Source organism: Shewanella sp. 1CM18E (assembly GCF_023161665.1).
In the GTDB taxonomy this organism is placed as follows: domain Bacteria; phylum Pseudomonadota; class Gammaproteobacteria; order Enterobacterales; family Shewanellaceae; genus Shewanella.
This window is the reverse complement of record NZ_JALNTW010000013.1, coordinates 15,299-30,006: the sequence shown is the minus strand read 5'-3', so window position 1 is coordinate 30,006 and position 14,708 is coordinate 15,299. Positions and strand designations below refer to the sequence as shown.

Below are 14,708 nucleotides of genomic sequence, written 5' to 3'. Positions count from 1 at the left end.
ATTTAAATAAAAAATAAAACCAAAAGAGTTTTACTTAAATTAATATTACGTGTTTAATTAGCAACCTTAAAAATAGAATTATAAAAAACACCCTTTCTACATTTAAGGATTATGACAAATTGAAACCTTCAGTTTATATATTAATCTGTTTGAATTTTATTGTTATGGCCACAGCCAATAATGCAATGGCGGTAACAAATAGCTATCAAACCCATTTAGAAAAAGCCCATTGGGATTTTTCTGGTGATATATTTGGCTGTCAGATAAGTCATAAAGTGCAGCGTTTCGGCACCTTACAACTCATAGCAAAGCCTGGCGAGGCGTTAACGCTAACTTTGCAGACAGACTGGCTACATTTAGAAAATAGTCAAAGTATTGCCACTGTTGTCGCTCCTTCGTGGCAATCAAATCAAGTCTCTTCATCAGCAACTACCTTGCTTAATTGGCACGGCTCTAACGCCAGCAGCCAAAAAAATATCGCTATTTTTTTAGAAGCGCTCGAACAGGGGCTCACTTGGCAAGTGGCCATCTCTGCCGCAGAAACCAATTACCTCATCAATTCAAGCCCTGTATCAACCCAAACTGCTGCGAACCAATTCCGAGTTTGCCGTCAACAATTACTACCACAATCATTCGAGTATCTGCGCCGTTTAGATTTACGATTTGCAAGTAGCTCAAGCCAACTTCAAGCTGGCCATGAACAAGACCTATATGCGCTTTATCGCTACCTACAAGCAGATCCTAGCATTAAAGAAATACTCATAGACGGCCATGCAGACGCGTCTGGTGACCATCTATCGAATTTAATACTAAGCAAAGAGCGCGCTGACGAAGTCATGTCGAGACTTATTGAACTCGGGGTGCCAGCCAATATTATCCAAGTCCGTCATCACGGAAATCGAGCGCCAACGGCGAGTAATAGCAGCGTTTCAGGTCGAGAACTCAATCGTCGAGTCACCCTTCGACTCGTTAAATCAGCAACTCAGGTAGCAGTGAAATGAATGGCTCTAGCTTAAGGTTTGTCGATACCCAAATAGCTCAATCAAGTTTGAGCTTGCTCGCCGAGCAAGGATTTCATCTATGGGATACCACAGCAGATAAAACGCCTTGGTTAAGCTTGGTCAACTTATCGCTATCGCAACCAAATGACGTTGAAACCCAGCTACAGCGTTATCCCGGTAAGCACCAAATTGCCCTACTAGAGCCAGAACAAACTGAACTGGCTAGCATAGCTATGCAGTGCGGTGTTCAAGATTATTTATTGCTACCTATTGATGAAAATCAGCTGTGCTCACTACTACAAAGATTACGCCGTTTAGAACTGCCAAATAACGAATTAATTTGTGCCGCACCAGTAAGCCGCCAGCTTTTAATGTTAGCTCACAGAGCGGCAATGACAGAGGCAACTGTGTTACTCACCGGCGAGAGTGGTACAGGTAAAGAGCCGCTAGCTCGCTATATTCATCGTCATTCTAATCGCGCCGATCAGCCATTTATCGCCATTAACTGTGCAGCCATTCCTGAAAGTATTTTAGAGTCGATTCTATTTGGCCATGTTAAAGGGGCATTCACCGGAGCCAGCAATGATCAAGCAGGTAAATTTGAGCTGGCTAATAACGGCACCTTATTACTCGATGAAATCGGCGAGATGCCTTTATTACTGCAAGCCAAGTTATTACGAGTGCTGCAAGAGCGAGAAGTTGAGCGTTTAGGTAGTCACAAGTCGATTAGCTTGAACATTCGTGTGATTGCCGCAACCAATAAAGATCTGCGCCAAGCGGTCAAAGACGGCAGCTTTAGGCAAGATCTGTTTTACCGCTTAGATGTACTTCCAATAAAAATTTTACCCTTGCGCCAACGCCGTGAAGACATCTTGCCTATCGCAGAGCATTTCTTACAGCGCTATAAAATGTTAGCAGCCGATCAGCCCTGCTATTTCAGCGAGCCTGCACGTAATTTACTCCTAAGCCACGACTGGCCGGGAAATGTTAGAGAACTAGAAAACACCATTCAACGTGCACTTGTTATGCGTCGCGGGCAGGCAATTCAAGCCGAAGAGCTCGGTCTAGCAAGCACTGCAAGCGAACAACTTAACAGCCCAAACGAACTCGGGTTAAAGGCCTCAAAACGCCACGCTGAGTTTCAATACATTATCGACACATTGAAACGCAACAATGGCCAACGCAACCGCACTGCAGAAGCACTAGGAATGACGACTCGAGCACTACGCTACAAGCTAGTGCAAATGAGAGAGCAAGGCATTGATATTGACCATATCTTGTCGCAATCAGGCCATGCCGCGTAAGCCTACATTCGATTTTTAAGGATCTCCTATGTCAAATGCCAGTATCACTAGCCCGCAATTGCTAATGCAGCAAATGAGCATTCACACCGAGATGGCAAAAGGCGCCATCAATGTCGGCCCAAATCCACGTGACTTTGGTTTTCAACCCGCTTCTTTTAGCGAACTAATGAAGCAGAAAGTCTCTGAAATCAATGCAGACCAAAACGCTTCATCCGCTTTAGTGAGTGCAGTCGATAGCGGTCAGAGTAGTGATCTCGTGGGGGCGATGGTGGCTTCACAAAAAGCCAGCTTGTCGTTTTCAGCCATGATCCAAATACGAAACCGCTTAGTGCAAGCATTCGACGACGTTATGAAGATGCCGATTTAACCCAGCCCTAATTCTTTATTCATTGCGATAACACTTAAAAACCACTGTCGGTTTAAGTGAGGATAACTAAAACATGTCAACAACATTGACTCAAACAAGCCCTGCAATAACCGATGCTTCAAGTAAAAGTGATCATCTTGGAACCCTAAAACAAAAATGGCAGCAGTTCAGCTTAGGCGACCGTCACGCCGCCACTTTAGCAATCATGGCCATTGTCGCAGCCTGTGTCATCGTATTGATGCTTTGGAGTACAGGCCAAGGTTATCGACCCTTGTATGGTGATCAGGAAAATGTTGAAACTGCACATATTGTTGAAGTGCTAGATGCTGAAGGGCTCAGCTATCGTCTTGACCCAACTAGTGGTTTGGTTCTAGTGCCTGAAGATAAGCTCGGCCACGCCAGAATGTTACTCGCAGCTCGCGGTGTTAAAGCTAAAGTACCATCGGGTATGGAGTCGCTTGAGTCCTCTGCCATTGGCACTAGCCAATTTATGGAGCAAGCTAAATACCGTTATAGTCTTGAGGGCGAATTATCACGCACCATCATGGCATTAAAGGCGGTAAAAACAGCCCGAGTGCATTTAGCTATTCCGAAAAAAACCTTATTTATTCGTCAGCAACCTGAACTGCCAACCGCGTCAGTTATGCTAGATCTATATGCCGGTCAGCACTTAAAGCCTGAACAAATTACCTCTATTGCCAATTTAGTTGCTGGCAGTGTCACTGGCATGACATCAGAACAAGTACAGATTGTTGACCAAGAAGGTAACCATTTAAGCGCCGAGCTCAACGCTAACCAAGATATGACTCAAGCACGCGACAAGCAACTTGAATACACCCAAGAGCTAGAGCAAATTCTTATCAACCGCGCTTCTAGCATGCTGCTACCCATCCTTGGTCAAGATAACTTCCAAGTACAAGTTGCTGCAAAAGTTAACTTTAACGAAGTAGAAGAAACTCGCGAGTCAGTTGATCCACAAACGGTTGTCGTCCAAGAAAACCAAAGCACCAATCAAAGTAACGGTGATATGGCATTAGGGATCCCCGGCGCATTAAGCAATCAGCCACCAACAGCCAATCCAGCAGCCAACAATGCCAGCACGAATTTGAACCAACAGCAAAGTCGTCAGTTTGAGGTCGGTCGCTCAGTTAAACACACTCGCTACCAACAAATGCAGTTAGAGAGCCTATCTATTGCCGTATTGCTAAATAATCAAGCAGCAGGTGAAGCAGGCTGGACTCAGCCGCAACTCGACCAAATAAGTAATATGGTGCAAGGCGCTATTGGCTACACCGCCAATCGTGGTGACCAATTCAGTATCAGTAGTTTCAATTTTGCGCCGGTTAAGCTGGTTGAGTTTGAACCGCTACCTTGGTGGCAAGGTGAAAGCTATCAAGCCTATTTGCGCTATTTCATTGGTGCCATCTTAGGTTTAGGGATGATTTTCTTTGTCTTGCGTCCACTCGTGCAGCACCTAACCCGTACCGTTGAGTATGGTAGTAAAGACGCACAGCAAGACTCAGCAATACCACTCATGTCGCCAGCAGCTGAGGCCAATGAAGCCCTCACTAATCAGCAACAAAACGACTCCTTAGTACCGCTAGATAATATTAAGGCCAAAAACAGCTGGACCAGTAGCCTAAGTCTACCTGCACCAGGTTCGCCTTTAACGGTGCAAATGGACCACTTAAGCTTGCTGGCAACCCAAGAACCAGCACGCGTAGCTGAAGTCATATCCCACTGGATCAGCGATCGTGACAACGAACAAGTTAATCAACAGGCATAGCCAAAAAATAGGTAACCCAAGCCGTGAACAATAATGCAATCACACTAAAAATGGATAACCTAGAGCAAGCTGCCATGCTGTTATTGAGCATGGGTGAAGAAGCTGCAGCTCAAGTTATGGCGCATCTAGATAAGAACGATGTACAGCAGTTAAGTTACAAGATGGCGCGACTTGCCAGCATTACTCAACAAGAAGCTGAAGCGGTAATTGAGCGCTTTTTTAATCGCTACCAAGAGCAATCTGGTATCGCGCGCGCCTCACGCACTTATCTGCAAAAAACCTTAGATTTAGCCTTAGGTGATCGGGTGGCAAAAAGCTTAATCGACACCATTTATGGCGATGAAATTAAGATTTTAGTTAAACGTCTTGAATGGGTTGACCCGCAACTACTGGCGCGAGAAATAGCTAACGAGCATTGCCAATTACAAGCGGTGCTACTTGGTCTTTTACCGCCAGAAAATGCCGCATTAGTACTACAAAGCCTGCCTGCAGAAGGTCAAGATGAAGTGCTGCTGCGTATTGCCCAACTCGGTGATATCGACCGTGAAGTGGTTGATGAATTAAAGCAACTGGTAGAGCGCTGCATGCTTAACGCTATGGATAAAAGCCATACCCAAGTAAGCGGCATACGCCAAGTTGCCGATATTCTTAACCGTTTTGACGGTGATCGTGAGCAGCTTATGGAAATGCTCAAACTGCACGACAAACAACTTGCCAGCAATGTGGCTGACAATATGTTCGACTTTATCATTCTAGGCCGCCAAAAACCTGAAACCTTACAAACAATCATGGCTGTAGTGCCAGCCGATGTATTGGCTCTGGCGCTAAAAGGTATTGAAAACGAGTTAAAACAAGCCTTGCTTAACGCACTACCTAAACGTATGTCATCAGCAATCGAAACCCAAATTGAAGCCATTGGCACAGTACCTTTAAGCCAAGCTATTGCCGCCCGTAAAGAAATTATGGAGCTAGCAAAACAGATGATGGACGAGGGTGAAATTGAGCTGCAGCTATTTGAAGAACAGGTTGTGGAATAATGACGAATACAACGAATAAAGCTGATCCACGCTGGCGCCTAGTAGGCCAACACCCTCGCCGCCACCGTTTTTCACCATTGATTGAAACCGGTAATGAAACTGAAGCTTCTGGCTGGCAAGATTTTCAACAAGCTTTCGACAAAGGCTATGATGAAGGCGTGCAAAAAGGCCACCTTGCAGGTTATAGCTCAGGTGAAGAAGAAGGTCGCCAAGCTGGCTACGCAGCAGGATTTAACCAAGGCCGCATTGAGGGGCAGCAAAAGGGTAAAGACAGTATTGAAGATCAACTCAATAGCCTAATTGCACCACTTGGCGCCCTCCAAGCTGTGCTCGAAGAAGGCCATAATCAACAAATATTGCAGCAACAGTCGTTAATTCTCGACCTAGTCCGCCGAGTATCGCTACAAGTGATTCGCTGCGAACTTACCCTGCAACCACAGCAGATTTTAACCTTAATCGAGGAAACATTGGCAGCACTGCCAGACGACCCGACTCAGGTTAAAATTCACTTAGAGCCAAGCGCGGTAGATAAGCTCAAAGAATTAGCTGCAGATAAAGTGCAATCTTGGAGCTTAGTCGCTGATCCAAGCATCAGCGCTGGCGGCTGTCGTATTGTTAGTGAAACAGCTGACGCCGACGCCTCAGTAGAAAGTCGACTTAATCGCTGTATGGCACAAGTTGAAGCGCACCTACAAGACACGCAAGCAACTGCGGCAGACGAACATGAGGCCAAAGTTGAAGCTTAACGCGGATATTTTAAACTGGCCCAAAGTGCCAGTTGCCCAAGTTTATGGCCGTTTAACTCGAGTAAACGGCTTATTGCTTGAAGCCGTAGGCTGCCAGTTAGCCACAGGTGATCGTTGTCATATTGAGTGTCGCGATAACCATCTCGTGGAAGCCGAAGTCGTTGGCTTCCATAAGGATACTCTTTGTTTAATGCCCATTGAGCATGCCAACGGCTTAATGCCTGGCGCGAGGGTGATGCCCATTGAGGGGCGCTATCAAATACCTACAGGCTTAGGCCTACTCGGCCGAGTACTCGATGGTTTAGGTCAACCTTTAGATGAGTTAGGTTGCATCAAGCACCTACCGCAAGTGCCGCTGCAATTTAAAACCACTAACCCGCTAAAGCGTAAACCTATTCGCGAACCGTTAGATGTTGGGATCAGAGCAATTAACTCATTGCTACCGGTTGGTCGCGGACAACGCCTTGGCTTATTTGCAGGCTCGGGAGTCGGTAAAAGTGTGTTACTCGGCATGATGACCCGCTTTACTGAAGCCGACATTGTGGTCGTTGGCTTAATTGGTGAACGTGGCCGTGAAGTTAGAGAATTTATTGAAGAAGCGCTTGGTGAAGAAGGTCGTAAACGTGCCGTTGTTATTGCTGCACCAGCCGATACCACACCGTTAATGCGCATGCGCGCGATGCGCTTATGCCATCAAGTCGCAGCGGGGTATCGTGACCAAGGCAAGCAAGTATTAATGTTAGTCGATTCGCTAACTCGTTACGCACAAGCACAACGAGAAATTGCACTTAGCTTAGGTGAGCCACCAGCAACCAAAGGTTACCCACCTTCAGCATTTGCGTTGTTGCCAAGCTTGGTTGAAATGGCCGGTAACAGCCAGCACCCAACGGGTACTCTTACCGCTTTTTATACCGTACTGACCGAGGGTGACGACCAGCAAGATCCAATCGCTGATTCTGCTCGGGCAATTTTAGATGGTCATATCGTGCTTAATCGTAAACTTGCCGAACAAGGGCATTTTCCAGCAATAGATATCGGTGCATCGGTGAGCCGTTTAGCATCGCAAGTTGCTAGCCCTGAAACGCTAAAGCAAGCCCAATGGTTTAGACACCTCAACAGTCGCTATAACGAAGTAAAAGAGCTTCTGCCACTTGGTGGTTATCAAGCTGGACACGATCAAGAAATGGACATGGCAGTAAGTGCTTATCCGCAAATGGCAGCCTTTCTACGCCAAGAAACCCATAGCCAAGCAGACTTATCTCAGAGTCTCAGCGCATTAGCGCAACTTGTCGCTCAAATGGGCTTTGCCTGCAACGAAGAAACACCTAAATGAAGCAATTACAGATTTTGTGCCAGCAAGAAGAGAAAAAACTAAGTCAATTAGGTCTACAAAAAACGGCCGCTCAACAGCAAATCAGCCGTATCGAGCAGCAAAAGCAGCAATTAGGTCAGATGATAAGCGACTACTCTCAAGCAAATAGTCGCTGTGCATCTGCCATGCTACTGCAAAATAATGCGCAAATGTGTCAGGTGATAGAACCTATGCTCAAACAGCTCACTCGCAAGCAGCTATTACTGCAGCAAGAGCAGCAGCGTGTACATGGCCTATGGCGTAAACAATTGGGGCGCCAGCAAAGCATTCAGTGGCTGTACAATGAACGTGTACAGCAACATAAGCAATTACAGCAAAAGCAGGAACAAAAACAGCTGGATGATTTAGCCGCGCGTTATGTTCGCGCTTAACAGCACTTGATGACATCAAGCGCCATACAATTAACTTAGGTCGTTAACTTATACAATGAGTCCACTTCTAGCAGGCCATTATAATTAGCCCAAAAAGCAGTTTTAAAATGAGCGCACATTGCCATAGTCATGGCCGTTATCACCATTTGGATGTAACAACTGACTGATCACCTCTTGTTGAGCGACCAGCAACTTACCATTAGCCTCATTGACTTGCTGGCTTTCTTTTACGGTTTGCAGCAAGTTTTGCCACAAGTTAGCCACTTGAGCTGATGAGGCTGGCGGCATTTTACCAATTAAACTCTGCATCCCGCTGGCATTACCAGCAAAACCTAATGACTCCAACATTTGTCGACGCTGATTAGCTTTCAACATCAAGTCGTCACAAAGTTCAGTTTGCAGCTTGTTATGTATATTTAAGCCACGATTATCGCGGCATTGCATCAATTCCCGCTGACGATGCAACAGCTTTTTTAGCTGTTTATAGCTTTCAGTATCTTGTTTAATACCGCGCACTATCGCCTGTACTAATTCACGCTTAGTCGGTACAGGGTTATCCATGTTGCTGAACCATAGTTTCAGCTAATTGCTCGAGATCCAACTTAAAACTGCCATCAATTAATGACTGACGCACTTGTGCAACTTTGCTCAAATCAAAGTCAGGCAACTGCTCTAATTGAGGTTGTGCTGCTTCAATCAAGCGACAATCATCACTGACTTCTTGCTGTGGCATCATAGCTGGTGCTGGCGTGTCAGCAACCTGAGTCACTGGAGTTTTATTTTTACTCGTCGCCAATTCAGTATGGATTGTGCTGTTTAACTTACTTATTTCCATATCGGTTATCTCAATTTCGCCCAATAACCCATTAAAGCGACACTTTGGCTTTAATCTGAAATCACCAGATAATTAAATTATGCCCCTTAAAACTTGGTCGCCACTCGTCCCGGAGCTAAAGGGTAAGCCACAATGACCTTGCCTGAACTTAGGTTTCTAACCCTAATAGCTTGCCCTTCCCCACCCGCTTCGAGCGCCTCGCCTTGCATATTGGCATAAAAACCATTGCTACTCGCCTCAATTATCACTCGGTCACCAATATTAACCCATTGTGGAGAGCTTAATTGCACTACCTTAATCGCTTTATAACGGCGAATTTTGCGCAAAACCTGCTGACCAATAATCTGTTGTGACTGAGTAACTAGATCTCTATCACTCATGCCTAGTTGAACGCTGCGCCACTCAATATCTACAGCACTAATAACCGCGCCACGTTTTAGCACTCGATTAGCCACCGGAATTGTCGCAGTTACATCAACAGATGCACGCACATATAGATTCCAGCCTTGGTCACTGCAGCTGACTTTGCGCTGCACATTGCCGATAGGCAAGCCACTGGCACTATCAAATGTTAATGGAGACAGGCACAAAGGCAGACGTTTTGCGCCTGATGGCACCTTAATTTGCAGCTTAAAATCGAGTTGTTTTAACCCAGCCTGTTGTTGCCATTGCTGCATTTCACTGTGCAATAACTGCTGCATTGCGAGTTCGATTTGTTGCTCGGTTTCATTGATGGTTTTCGCGACACTTTGTAGCGGAAACAAACAGGAAATAGCGAGGAGGAAGTAGGAAATACAGATTCCGTTAGCCGAGGTATATTTAGAGCAAACCATTGAAAATCCTAAACTAATAATACTGGCACACTAATTGATTGTTCATGCAGCAATAAATTTGGACATACCATACTAGGAGTCGTAATGGCTATCAACCTTGATGCCGCATTAGGCATTCATCCACACACTTTAGACTTTCGCGTTGAACGCAGCAAAGTCTTGGCCGGTAACTTAGCCAATGCCGAAACTCCTGGCTATAAAGCACGTGATCTCGACTTTAAAAATGTGATGTTGCAGATCAATGCTGGCATGTCTCCAGACCGTAATTATCAAGCAAGTTATCGCGTGCCTTACCAAACATCAGCCGATCAAAACACGGTCGAACTTGGTAAAGAACAAGCGCGCTATTCACAAAACGCTATGGATTACCAAACCAGCCTGACTTTTCTCAATATGAAAATTTCAGGTTTACGCACAGCAATCGAAGGTCAGTAAGCCACTATGTCATTTGCAGAAATCTATCAAATTGCCGGTGCGGGCATGAACGCCCAAACCATACGCTTAAACACTGTAGCCAGTAACCTCGCAAATGCTGATGCAGCAGCCGAAACTCCTGACGAAGCCTTTCGTGCTCTCAAACCCGTGTTTTCGACTATTTACCAACAAACTCAAGACGGCCAAGTCGCTGGAGCTCACGTTGAAGTCGCGGCGATTGTGCAATCTGATGCACCACTCGATCTACGTTACGAACCAGATCATCCCTACGCCGACGAACAAGGCTATGTCGCTTATTCCAACGTTAATACCGTAGAAGAAATGGCCGACATGATGGCTGCTAGTCGTTCATTTGAAACCAATGTGGAAATCATGAATCGAGCCCGCTCAATGCAGCAAGGCTTACTGCAACTAGGAGCTAAATAATGAACGTCACTAGCGCCAGCAATAACAACACTAACCCAACCGATGCCATTGTTAATTCACCGGGTAACGACGCTGCCTCAATCAAGAATGAATTTATGACCTTGATGATTGCGCAGATCCAAAACCAAGACCCAACGAATCCTGTTGATGGTACTGAGTATGTCACTCAGCTAGCGCAATTTTCTCAAGTAGAAAGCTTAGAGCAAATGCGCGCTAACCAATCAACCCAAATGGTGATCATGGAAAACCTCGGCATTGTGCAATCAGCACAACTAGTAGGTAAAGACGCCATGGTCCCCGCCTCTGAATTTAACATCGATGGTGAGCCATTAGAGGGCAAAGTGTTCTTAAGCAATGCCGTTGAAGAGCTCAATATCGATATCGTAGATGCCAATGGCGATGTAGTACACACCTTAAATTTAGGCTCGCAGGAAGTCGGTGATACTCCGTTTACTATCGATCCTGAAGCATTAGAGCTTCCTGCTGGTGAATACAGCATTGTTGCTAACACTACCGCTGGCGACGTCACCAAAAAAGCAGACACTTTTGTAAAAGCTGAAATCGAAAAAATTCATTTTATCAGCGCATCAGGAATGATGATGGCTGAACTGGGTAATGGCCTTGGCACTATTTCTGTGCTGGAAATCTCTGAAGTTTCATAACTAAATTATCAAGGGCTCAATTTATGTCGTTCAATATTGCGTTAAGTGGCTTACAAGCAACTACACAAGATCTAAACACTATCAGTAATAACATCGCTAACTCTTCAACCGTAGGTTTCCGCGGTGGTCGTAGCGAGTTCTCTGCCATCTATAACGGCGGCCAAGCAGGTGGTGTAAACGTAATGTCCACCAGCCAAAACTTCAGCAGCAGTGGCAGCTTAACTTACACTGGTCGCCAGCTAGATATGGGCATTCAAGGCGAAGGATTTTTTGTATTAAGTGCACAAGACGGCACCACAACATACGCTCGTGCTGGTATGTTCAACCAAGATGCCAACGGTTTTGTGACTGATCCTGCAGGCAATCGCCTCCAAGGCTACTCGGTAAGCGCGGCAGGTAATCTGCAAACGGGTAATGTTACCGATCTGCAAGTTCAAGCTGGTGCATTACCAGCAAAAGCGACCAGCGATATTGGCTTAGTTTCTAATTTAGATGCCCGCGTAGAAGTTATCGACCCAGCAGTGACACCTTTTGATGCTGATGATGCCTCAACCTATCACTCATCTAGCACAGTTACCGCTTATGACTCACTTGGTAAAGAGCACGCCCTAACCCAGTACTACGTTAAAACTGACGATAATAAATGGTCTGTGCACTACATGATGGGCGATACAGATGTGACCCCAACCGGTGGTCATCAACTGGAGTTTAATTCTGACGGTATGCTTGTAGCTGGCGCAGATCTCGCTCTAAATATTAGCGACCCGAATATTGTTGGTGGTGCATCTGATCTAAATCTAAGCCTAAGTTACGACAAAAGCACCCAATATGCTTCTGATTATAACAACTCAAGCTTAAGCCAAAACGGTTACACCTCAGGTGAACTAAACGGTATTCGTTTAGATGAAAGCGGCATGCTTTACGGCACTTACACTAACGGCCAAGAGCAGTTACAGGGCCAAGTTGTACTGGCAGACTTTAATAACCCGAATGGCCTGACTCCAATCAGCAATAACGCTTGGACAGCCACCAATGCCGCAGGTCAGCCAATTATCGGTACACCTTCAACTGGCACATTAGGCGCAATTGCAGGCGGCTACCTTGAAGGCTCAAACGTTGATACCACTGCAGAAATGGTCAACTTGATGACAGCCCAACGCAACTATCAGTCCAACGCCAAAGTGTTAGACGCTAACTCAACTATGCAGCAAGCCCTGCTGAACGTAATTTAGGCCTAAACCATGGACAGAATGATTTATACCGCCGCTAAAGGTGCTGCAAGGGTAATGGAAGCGCAAGCTATTCGCGCTAACAACCTCGCCAATGCGGATACCACAGGCTTTAAAGCTGACCTAGAACGCGTTAATGCCATGACAGTGGCCCCAACCGGTAACAGCTTGCAAACACGCGTATTAGCACAAACTCAAAGCAGTGGTTTTAACCAACAAAGCGGTGCAATGAACCCAACAGGCAGAACCTTAGATCTTGCGATTAATGATGCCGGTTTATTTGCAGTAATGACCGAAGACGGTGAAGGCTATACCCGCTCAGGTGCAATCCAACCAGATGAAAATGGTCAGCTAACACTTGATGGTCGCCCAGTTGCAGGCGTTGATGGCCCTATCGTATTACCTGAATATCGCGAGCTTTTTGTTGGTGAAGATGGCCGCTTAAGCATAGTGGCAGATGAAGGTGGGGTTATCGAAGAGATTGGGCAGCTCAAGCTGGTCAATCCTGATATTAACGACATGAGCAAAGGATTAGACGGTTTGCTTTATACCCAAGACCGTCAACCTCTACCAGCTAATGATCAAGTATCTGTTAGCAGCGGTTTTCTTGAAGCCAGCAACGTACAAGCCGTTGGTGAACTTATCGCTGCGATGGATCTAAGTCGCCAGTTTGAAGTGCAAGTAAAACTGATGAAAAGCGCAGAGAAACTCGCCGAAGCAGGTAACCGCCTGTTACGCGACGCATAATCTCAGTTTTTGAAGCCTATTTTAAGGAACTACTGCAATGCAATCAGCTTTATGGGTAAGTAAAACCGGTTTAACCGCCCAAGACACCAAAATGACGACCATTGCCAACAACTTGGCAAACGTAAATACCACAGGCTTTAAGCGCGACCGAGTCGCATTTAACGATCTATTTTATCAAGTACAGCGCCAACCTGGTGGCCAAGTTGATGAGCAAAATGAACTACCGTCAGGTTTACAACTTGGTACAGGTACTCGAGTTGTTGGCACTCAAAAGGTATTCACTGCTGGTGACATGCTTACCACCAACCAACAGCTTGATTTAGCAATTGAAGGCCAAGGTTTTTTCCAAATTGAAGAAGCCAATGGCGAGATTAGCTTTTCACGTGATGGTCAATTTTACCGTGACAGCGAAGGCTTAATGGTGACCTCTCAAGGTTTACCTTTAGTACCCAATATCGAGATCCCGGAAGATGCACTGACGGTAACTATCGCTAGCGACGGCTTAGTATCAGCGCAAATGGCTGGCCAAGCAGATGCACAAGAGTTAGGTCAAATCACCTTAGTAAACTTTACCAACCCAGCAGGCTTAGAGGCCCGTGGTAATAACCTTTACCGTGAAACAGGTGCATCTGGTGCGGCCGTTGAAGGTATTGCCGGCGACCAAGCTTTAGGGCAAATCCGCCAAGGTGCACTTGAAGGTGCAAACGTTAACGTGGTGGAGGAGATGGTAGAGATGATCTCAACTCAACGCGCCTACGAAATGAATGCCAAGGTCGTATCGGCATCAGACGACATGCTTAAGTTCTTAAACCAAGCGCTGTAATCAGCGCTTTATCAATTCACAAATGATGACATTCAACATGGGAGCCGCTATGCGATTAATCTGGTTAAGCTTGGCAACGGTATGGTTACTGTCTGGCTGCGTTGCACATATTCCAGAAGCCGATACCGCACCGGGTAAACCTGAGTGGGCTCCACCAGAGATCGATTACAGCCTGCCACCAGCCCAAAATGGCAGCGTGTATCGTCCGGGTTTCATGCTAACGCTATTTAAAGATAAACGCGCATTTCGTGAAGGCGACATTCTCACTGTAGCCCTTGATGAAAAAACCTATTCTAGTAAGCGTGCAGACACCAAAACCAGCAAAACTGGCGGCATGTCTATTGACGGCCAAGCAACCACTGGCAGCAATGCAATTAGTGGTAATGGTGAAGCGAACATGGGGCGCTCGTTCAATGGCACAGGCTCTAGTACCCAACAAAATCAGCTATCAGGCTCAATCACAGTAACCGTCGCAAAAGTTTTACCAAACGGCGCCCTGTTGATCCGCGGTGAAAAATGGCTGCGCCTTAACCAAGGTGATGAATACTTACGCCTACTCGGGCTGATCCGTGCTGACGACATTGGCAACGACAACACTATTTCAAGCCAACGCATTGCCGATGCGCGGATTATTTACGGTGGCCAAGGGGCTATCTCCGACAGTAACCGTATGGGCTGGGCGGCACGATACTTTAATAGTCCTTGGTTTCCATTGTGATAAGCCATTTACGTGT

The 14,708-nt window shown here is 46.0% G+C and carries 18 protein-coding genes; 15 read left to right on the top strand and 3 right to left on the bottom strand.

Features of this window, described 5'->3' with window-relative positions; all coding sequences use genetic code 11:
• The first annotated feature begins 164 nt into the window (after positions 1–164).
• From MSG37_RS15695 to MSG37_RS15660, 8 genes are all read left to right on the top strand, one after another.
• Entirely contained in the window at positions 165–1,001 is an 837-nt protein-coding gene (locus tag MSG37_RS15695; RefSeq protein WP_248471595.1) for an OmpA family protein, read from the top strand.
• Complete coding sequence (locus tag MSG37_RS15690; RefSeq protein ID WP_248471594.1) at positions 998–2,305, top strand: sigma-54 dependent transcriptional regulator; 1,308 nt, start codon at positions 998–1,000, stop codon at positions 2,303–2,305. Before MSG37_RS15695 ends, MSG37_RS15690 begins: the two co-directional genes overlap by 4 nt.
• A gap of 28 nt (positions 2,306–2,333) precedes the next feature.
• On the top strand, positions 2,334–2,672 hold the full coding sequence (gene fliE / locus MSG37_RS15685) for a flagellar hook-basal body complex protein FliE (RefSeq protein ID WP_248471593.1): 339 nt from the start codon (positions 2,334–2,336) through the stop codon (positions 2,670–2,672).
• 73 nt (positions 2,673–2,745) lie between these two features.
• On the top strand, positions 2,746–4,458 hold the full coding sequence (gene fliF / locus MSG37_RS15680; RefSeq protein WP_248471592.1) for a flagellar basal-body MS-ring/collar protein FliF: 1,713 nt from the start codon (positions 2,746–2,748) through the stop codon (positions 4,456–4,458).
• Positions 4,459–4,508: 50 nt separating this feature from the next.
• The gene (locus tag MSG37_RS15675) at positions 4,509–5,495 is read left to right on the top strand and encodes a flagellar motor switch protein FliG (protein ID WP_248471680.1); all 987 of its coding nucleotides are present in this window, start codon (positions 4,509–4,511) and stop codon (positions 5,493–5,495) included.
• A complete protein-coding gene (gene fliH, locus MSG37_RS15670; protein WP_248471591.1) occupies positions 5,495–6,241 on the top strand; it encodes a flagellar assembly protein FliH in 747 nt (248 codons plus the stop codon). The genes MSG37_RS15675 and fliH overlap by 1 nt, the downstream gene beginning before the upstream one ends.
• A complete protein-coding gene (locus MSG37_RS15665) occupies positions 6,219–7,574 on the top strand; it encodes a FliI/YscN family ATPase (protein WP_248471590.1) in 1,356 nt (451 codons plus the stop codon). The genes fliH and MSG37_RS15665 overlap by 23 nt, the downstream gene beginning before the upstream one ends.
• Positions 7,571–7,984: a hypothetical protein gene (locus MSG37_RS15660; RefSeq protein WP_248471589.1), complete on the top strand. Its 414-nt coding sequence runs from the start codon at positions 7,571–7,573 to the stop codon at positions 7,982–7,984. Before MSG37_RS15665 ends, MSG37_RS15660 begins: the two co-directional genes overlap by 4 nt.
• 102 nt (positions 7,985–8,086) lie before the next feature.
• Here the strand turns inward: MSG37_RS15660 and MSG37_RS15655 are convergent, their stop codons facing one another.
• From MSG37_RS15655 to flgA, 3 genes are all read right to left on the bottom strand, one after another.
• Entirely contained in the window at positions 8,087–8,545 is a 459-nt protein-coding gene (locus tag MSG37_RS15655) for a flagellar protein FlgN (RefSeq protein WP_248471588.1), read from the bottom strand.
• A complete protein-coding gene (flgM, locus tag MSG37_RS15650) occupies positions 8,538–8,819 on the bottom strand; it encodes a flagellar biosynthesis anti-sigma factor FlgM (RefSeq protein WP_248471587.1) in 282 nt (93 codons plus the stop codon). Before flgM ends, MSG37_RS15655 begins: the two co-directional genes overlap by 8 nt.
• A gap of 86 nt (positions 8,820–8,905) precedes the next feature.
• Positions 8,906–9,652: a flagellar basal body P-ring formation chaperone FlgA gene (flgA, locus tag MSG37_RS15645; RefSeq protein ID WP_248471586.1), complete on the bottom strand. Its 747-nt coding sequence runs from the start codon at positions 9,650–9,652 to the stop codon at positions 8,906–8,908.
• A gap of 84 nt (positions 9,653–9,736) precedes the next feature.
• Between flgA and MSG37_RS15640 the strand changes: the two genes are divergently transcribed.
• Genes MSG37_RS15640 through flgH form a run of 7 tightly spaced genes read left to right on the top strand, consistent with a single transcriptional unit; the run spans position 9,737 to position 14,692 of the window.
• Positions 9,737–10,087, top strand: a complete 351-nt coding sequence (locus tag MSG37_RS15640; RefSeq protein ID WP_248471585.1) for a flagellar basal body rod protein FlgB — start codon at positions 9,737–9,739, stop codon at positions 10,085–10,087.
• Positions 10,088–10,093: 6 nt separating this feature from the next.
• A complete protein-coding gene (gene flgC / locus MSG37_RS15635; protein WP_248471584.1) occupies positions 10,094–10,513 on the top strand; it encodes a flagellar basal body rod protein FlgC in 420 nt (139 codons plus the stop codon).
• Complete coding sequence (locus tag MSG37_RS15630) at positions 10,513–11,175, top strand: flagellar hook capping FlgD N-terminal domain-containing protein (RefSeq protein ID WP_248471583.1); 663 nt, start codon at positions 10,513–10,515, stop codon at positions 11,173–11,175. Before flgC ends, MSG37_RS15630 begins: the two co-directional genes overlap by 1 nt.
• Before the next feature lie 23 nt (positions 11,176–11,198).
• Positions 11,199–12,407: a flagellar hook protein FlgE gene (flgE, locus tag MSG37_RS15625; protein WP_248471582.1), complete on the top strand. Its 1,209-nt coding sequence runs from the start codon at positions 11,199–11,201 to the stop codon at positions 12,405–12,407.
• Positions 12,408–12,416: 9 nt separating this feature from the next.
• Positions 12,417–13,151, top strand: a complete 735-nt coding sequence (locus MSG37_RS15620) for a flagellar basal body rod protein FlgF (RefSeq protein WP_248471581.1) — start codon at positions 12,417–12,419, stop codon at positions 13,149–13,151.
• Positions 13,152–13,188: 37 nt separating this feature from the next.
• Positions 13,189–13,974, top strand: a complete 786-nt coding sequence (flgG, locus tag MSG37_RS15615) for a flagellar basal-body rod protein FlgG (protein ID WP_248471580.1) — start codon at positions 13,189–13,191, stop codon at positions 13,972–13,974.
• Positions 13,975–14,023: 49 nt separating this feature from the next.
• Positions 14,024–14,692: a flagellar basal body L-ring protein FlgH gene (flgH, locus tag MSG37_RS15610; protein ID WP_248471579.1), complete on the top strand. Its 669-nt coding sequence runs from the start codon at positions 14,024–14,026 to the stop codon at positions 14,690–14,692.
• Positions 14,693–14,708 lie beyond the last annotated feature (16 nt).

Coding starts and splice junctions, on each gene's coding strand:
- flgH (WP_248471579.1), top strand. CDS start 14,024: ATGCGATTAATCTGGTTAAGCTTGGCAACGGTATGGTTACTGTCTGGC.
- MSG37_RS15655 (WP_248471588.1), bottom strand. CDS start 8,545: ATGGATAACCCTGTACCGACTAAGCGTGAATTAGTACAGGCGATAGTG.
- MSG37_RS15690 (WP_248471594.1), top strand. CDS start 998: ATGAATGGCTCTAGCTTAAGGTTTGTCGATACCCAAATAGCTCAATCA.
- flgG (WP_248471580.1), top strand. CDS start 13,189: ATGCAATCAGCTTTATGGGTAAGTAAAACCGGTTTAACCGCCCAAGAC.
- MSG37_RS15665 (WP_248471590.1), top strand. CDS start 6,219: ATGAGGCCAAAGTTGAAGCTTAACGCGGATATTTTAAACTGGCCCAAA.
- fliH (WP_248471591.1), top strand. CDS start 5,495: ATGACGAATACAACGAATAAAGCTGATCCACGCTGGCGCCTAGTAGGC.
- MSG37_RS15695 (WP_248471595.1), top strand. CDS start 165: ATGGCCACAGCCAATAATGCAATGGCGGTAACAAATAGCTATCAAACC.
- flgC (WP_248471584.1), top strand. CDS start 10,094: ATGTCATTTGCAGAAATCTATCAAATTGCCGGTGCGGGCATGAACGCC.
- flgE (WP_248471582.1), top strand. CDS start 11,199: ATGTCGTTCAATATTGCGTTAAGTGGCTTACAAGCAACTACACAAGAT.
- flgA (WP_248471586.1), bottom strand. CDS start 9,652: ATGGTTTGCTCTAAATATACCTCGGCTAACGGAATCTGTATTTCCTAC.
- MSG37_RS15660 (WP_248471589.1), top strand. CDS start 7,571: ATGAAGCAATTACAGATTTTGTGCCAGCAAGAAGAGAAAAAACTAAGT.
- flgM (WP_248471587.1), bottom strand. CDS start 8,819: ATGGAAATAAGTAAGTTAAACAGCACAATCCATACTGAATTGGCGACG.
- MSG37_RS15675 (WP_248471680.1), top strand. CDS start 4,509: ATGGATAACCTAGAGCAAGCTGCCATGCTGTTATTGAGCATGGGTGAA.
- fliF (WP_248471592.1), top strand. CDS start 2,746: ATGTCAACAACATTGACTCAAACAAGCCCTGCAATAACCGATGCTTCA.
- MSG37_RS15640 (WP_248471585.1), top strand. CDS start 9,737: ATGGCTATCAACCTTGATGCCGCATTAGGCATTCATCCACACACTTTA.
- fliE (WP_248471593.1), top strand. CDS start 2,334: ATGTCAAATGCCAGTATCACTAGCCCGCAATTGCTAATGCAGCAAATG.
- MSG37_RS15630 (WP_248471583.1), top strand. CDS start 10,513: ATGAACGTCACTAGCGCCAGCAATAACAACACTAACCCAACCGATGCC.
- MSG37_RS15620 (WP_248471581.1), top strand. CDS start 12,417: ATGGACAGAATGATTTATACCGCCGCTAAAGGTGCTGCAAGGGTAATG.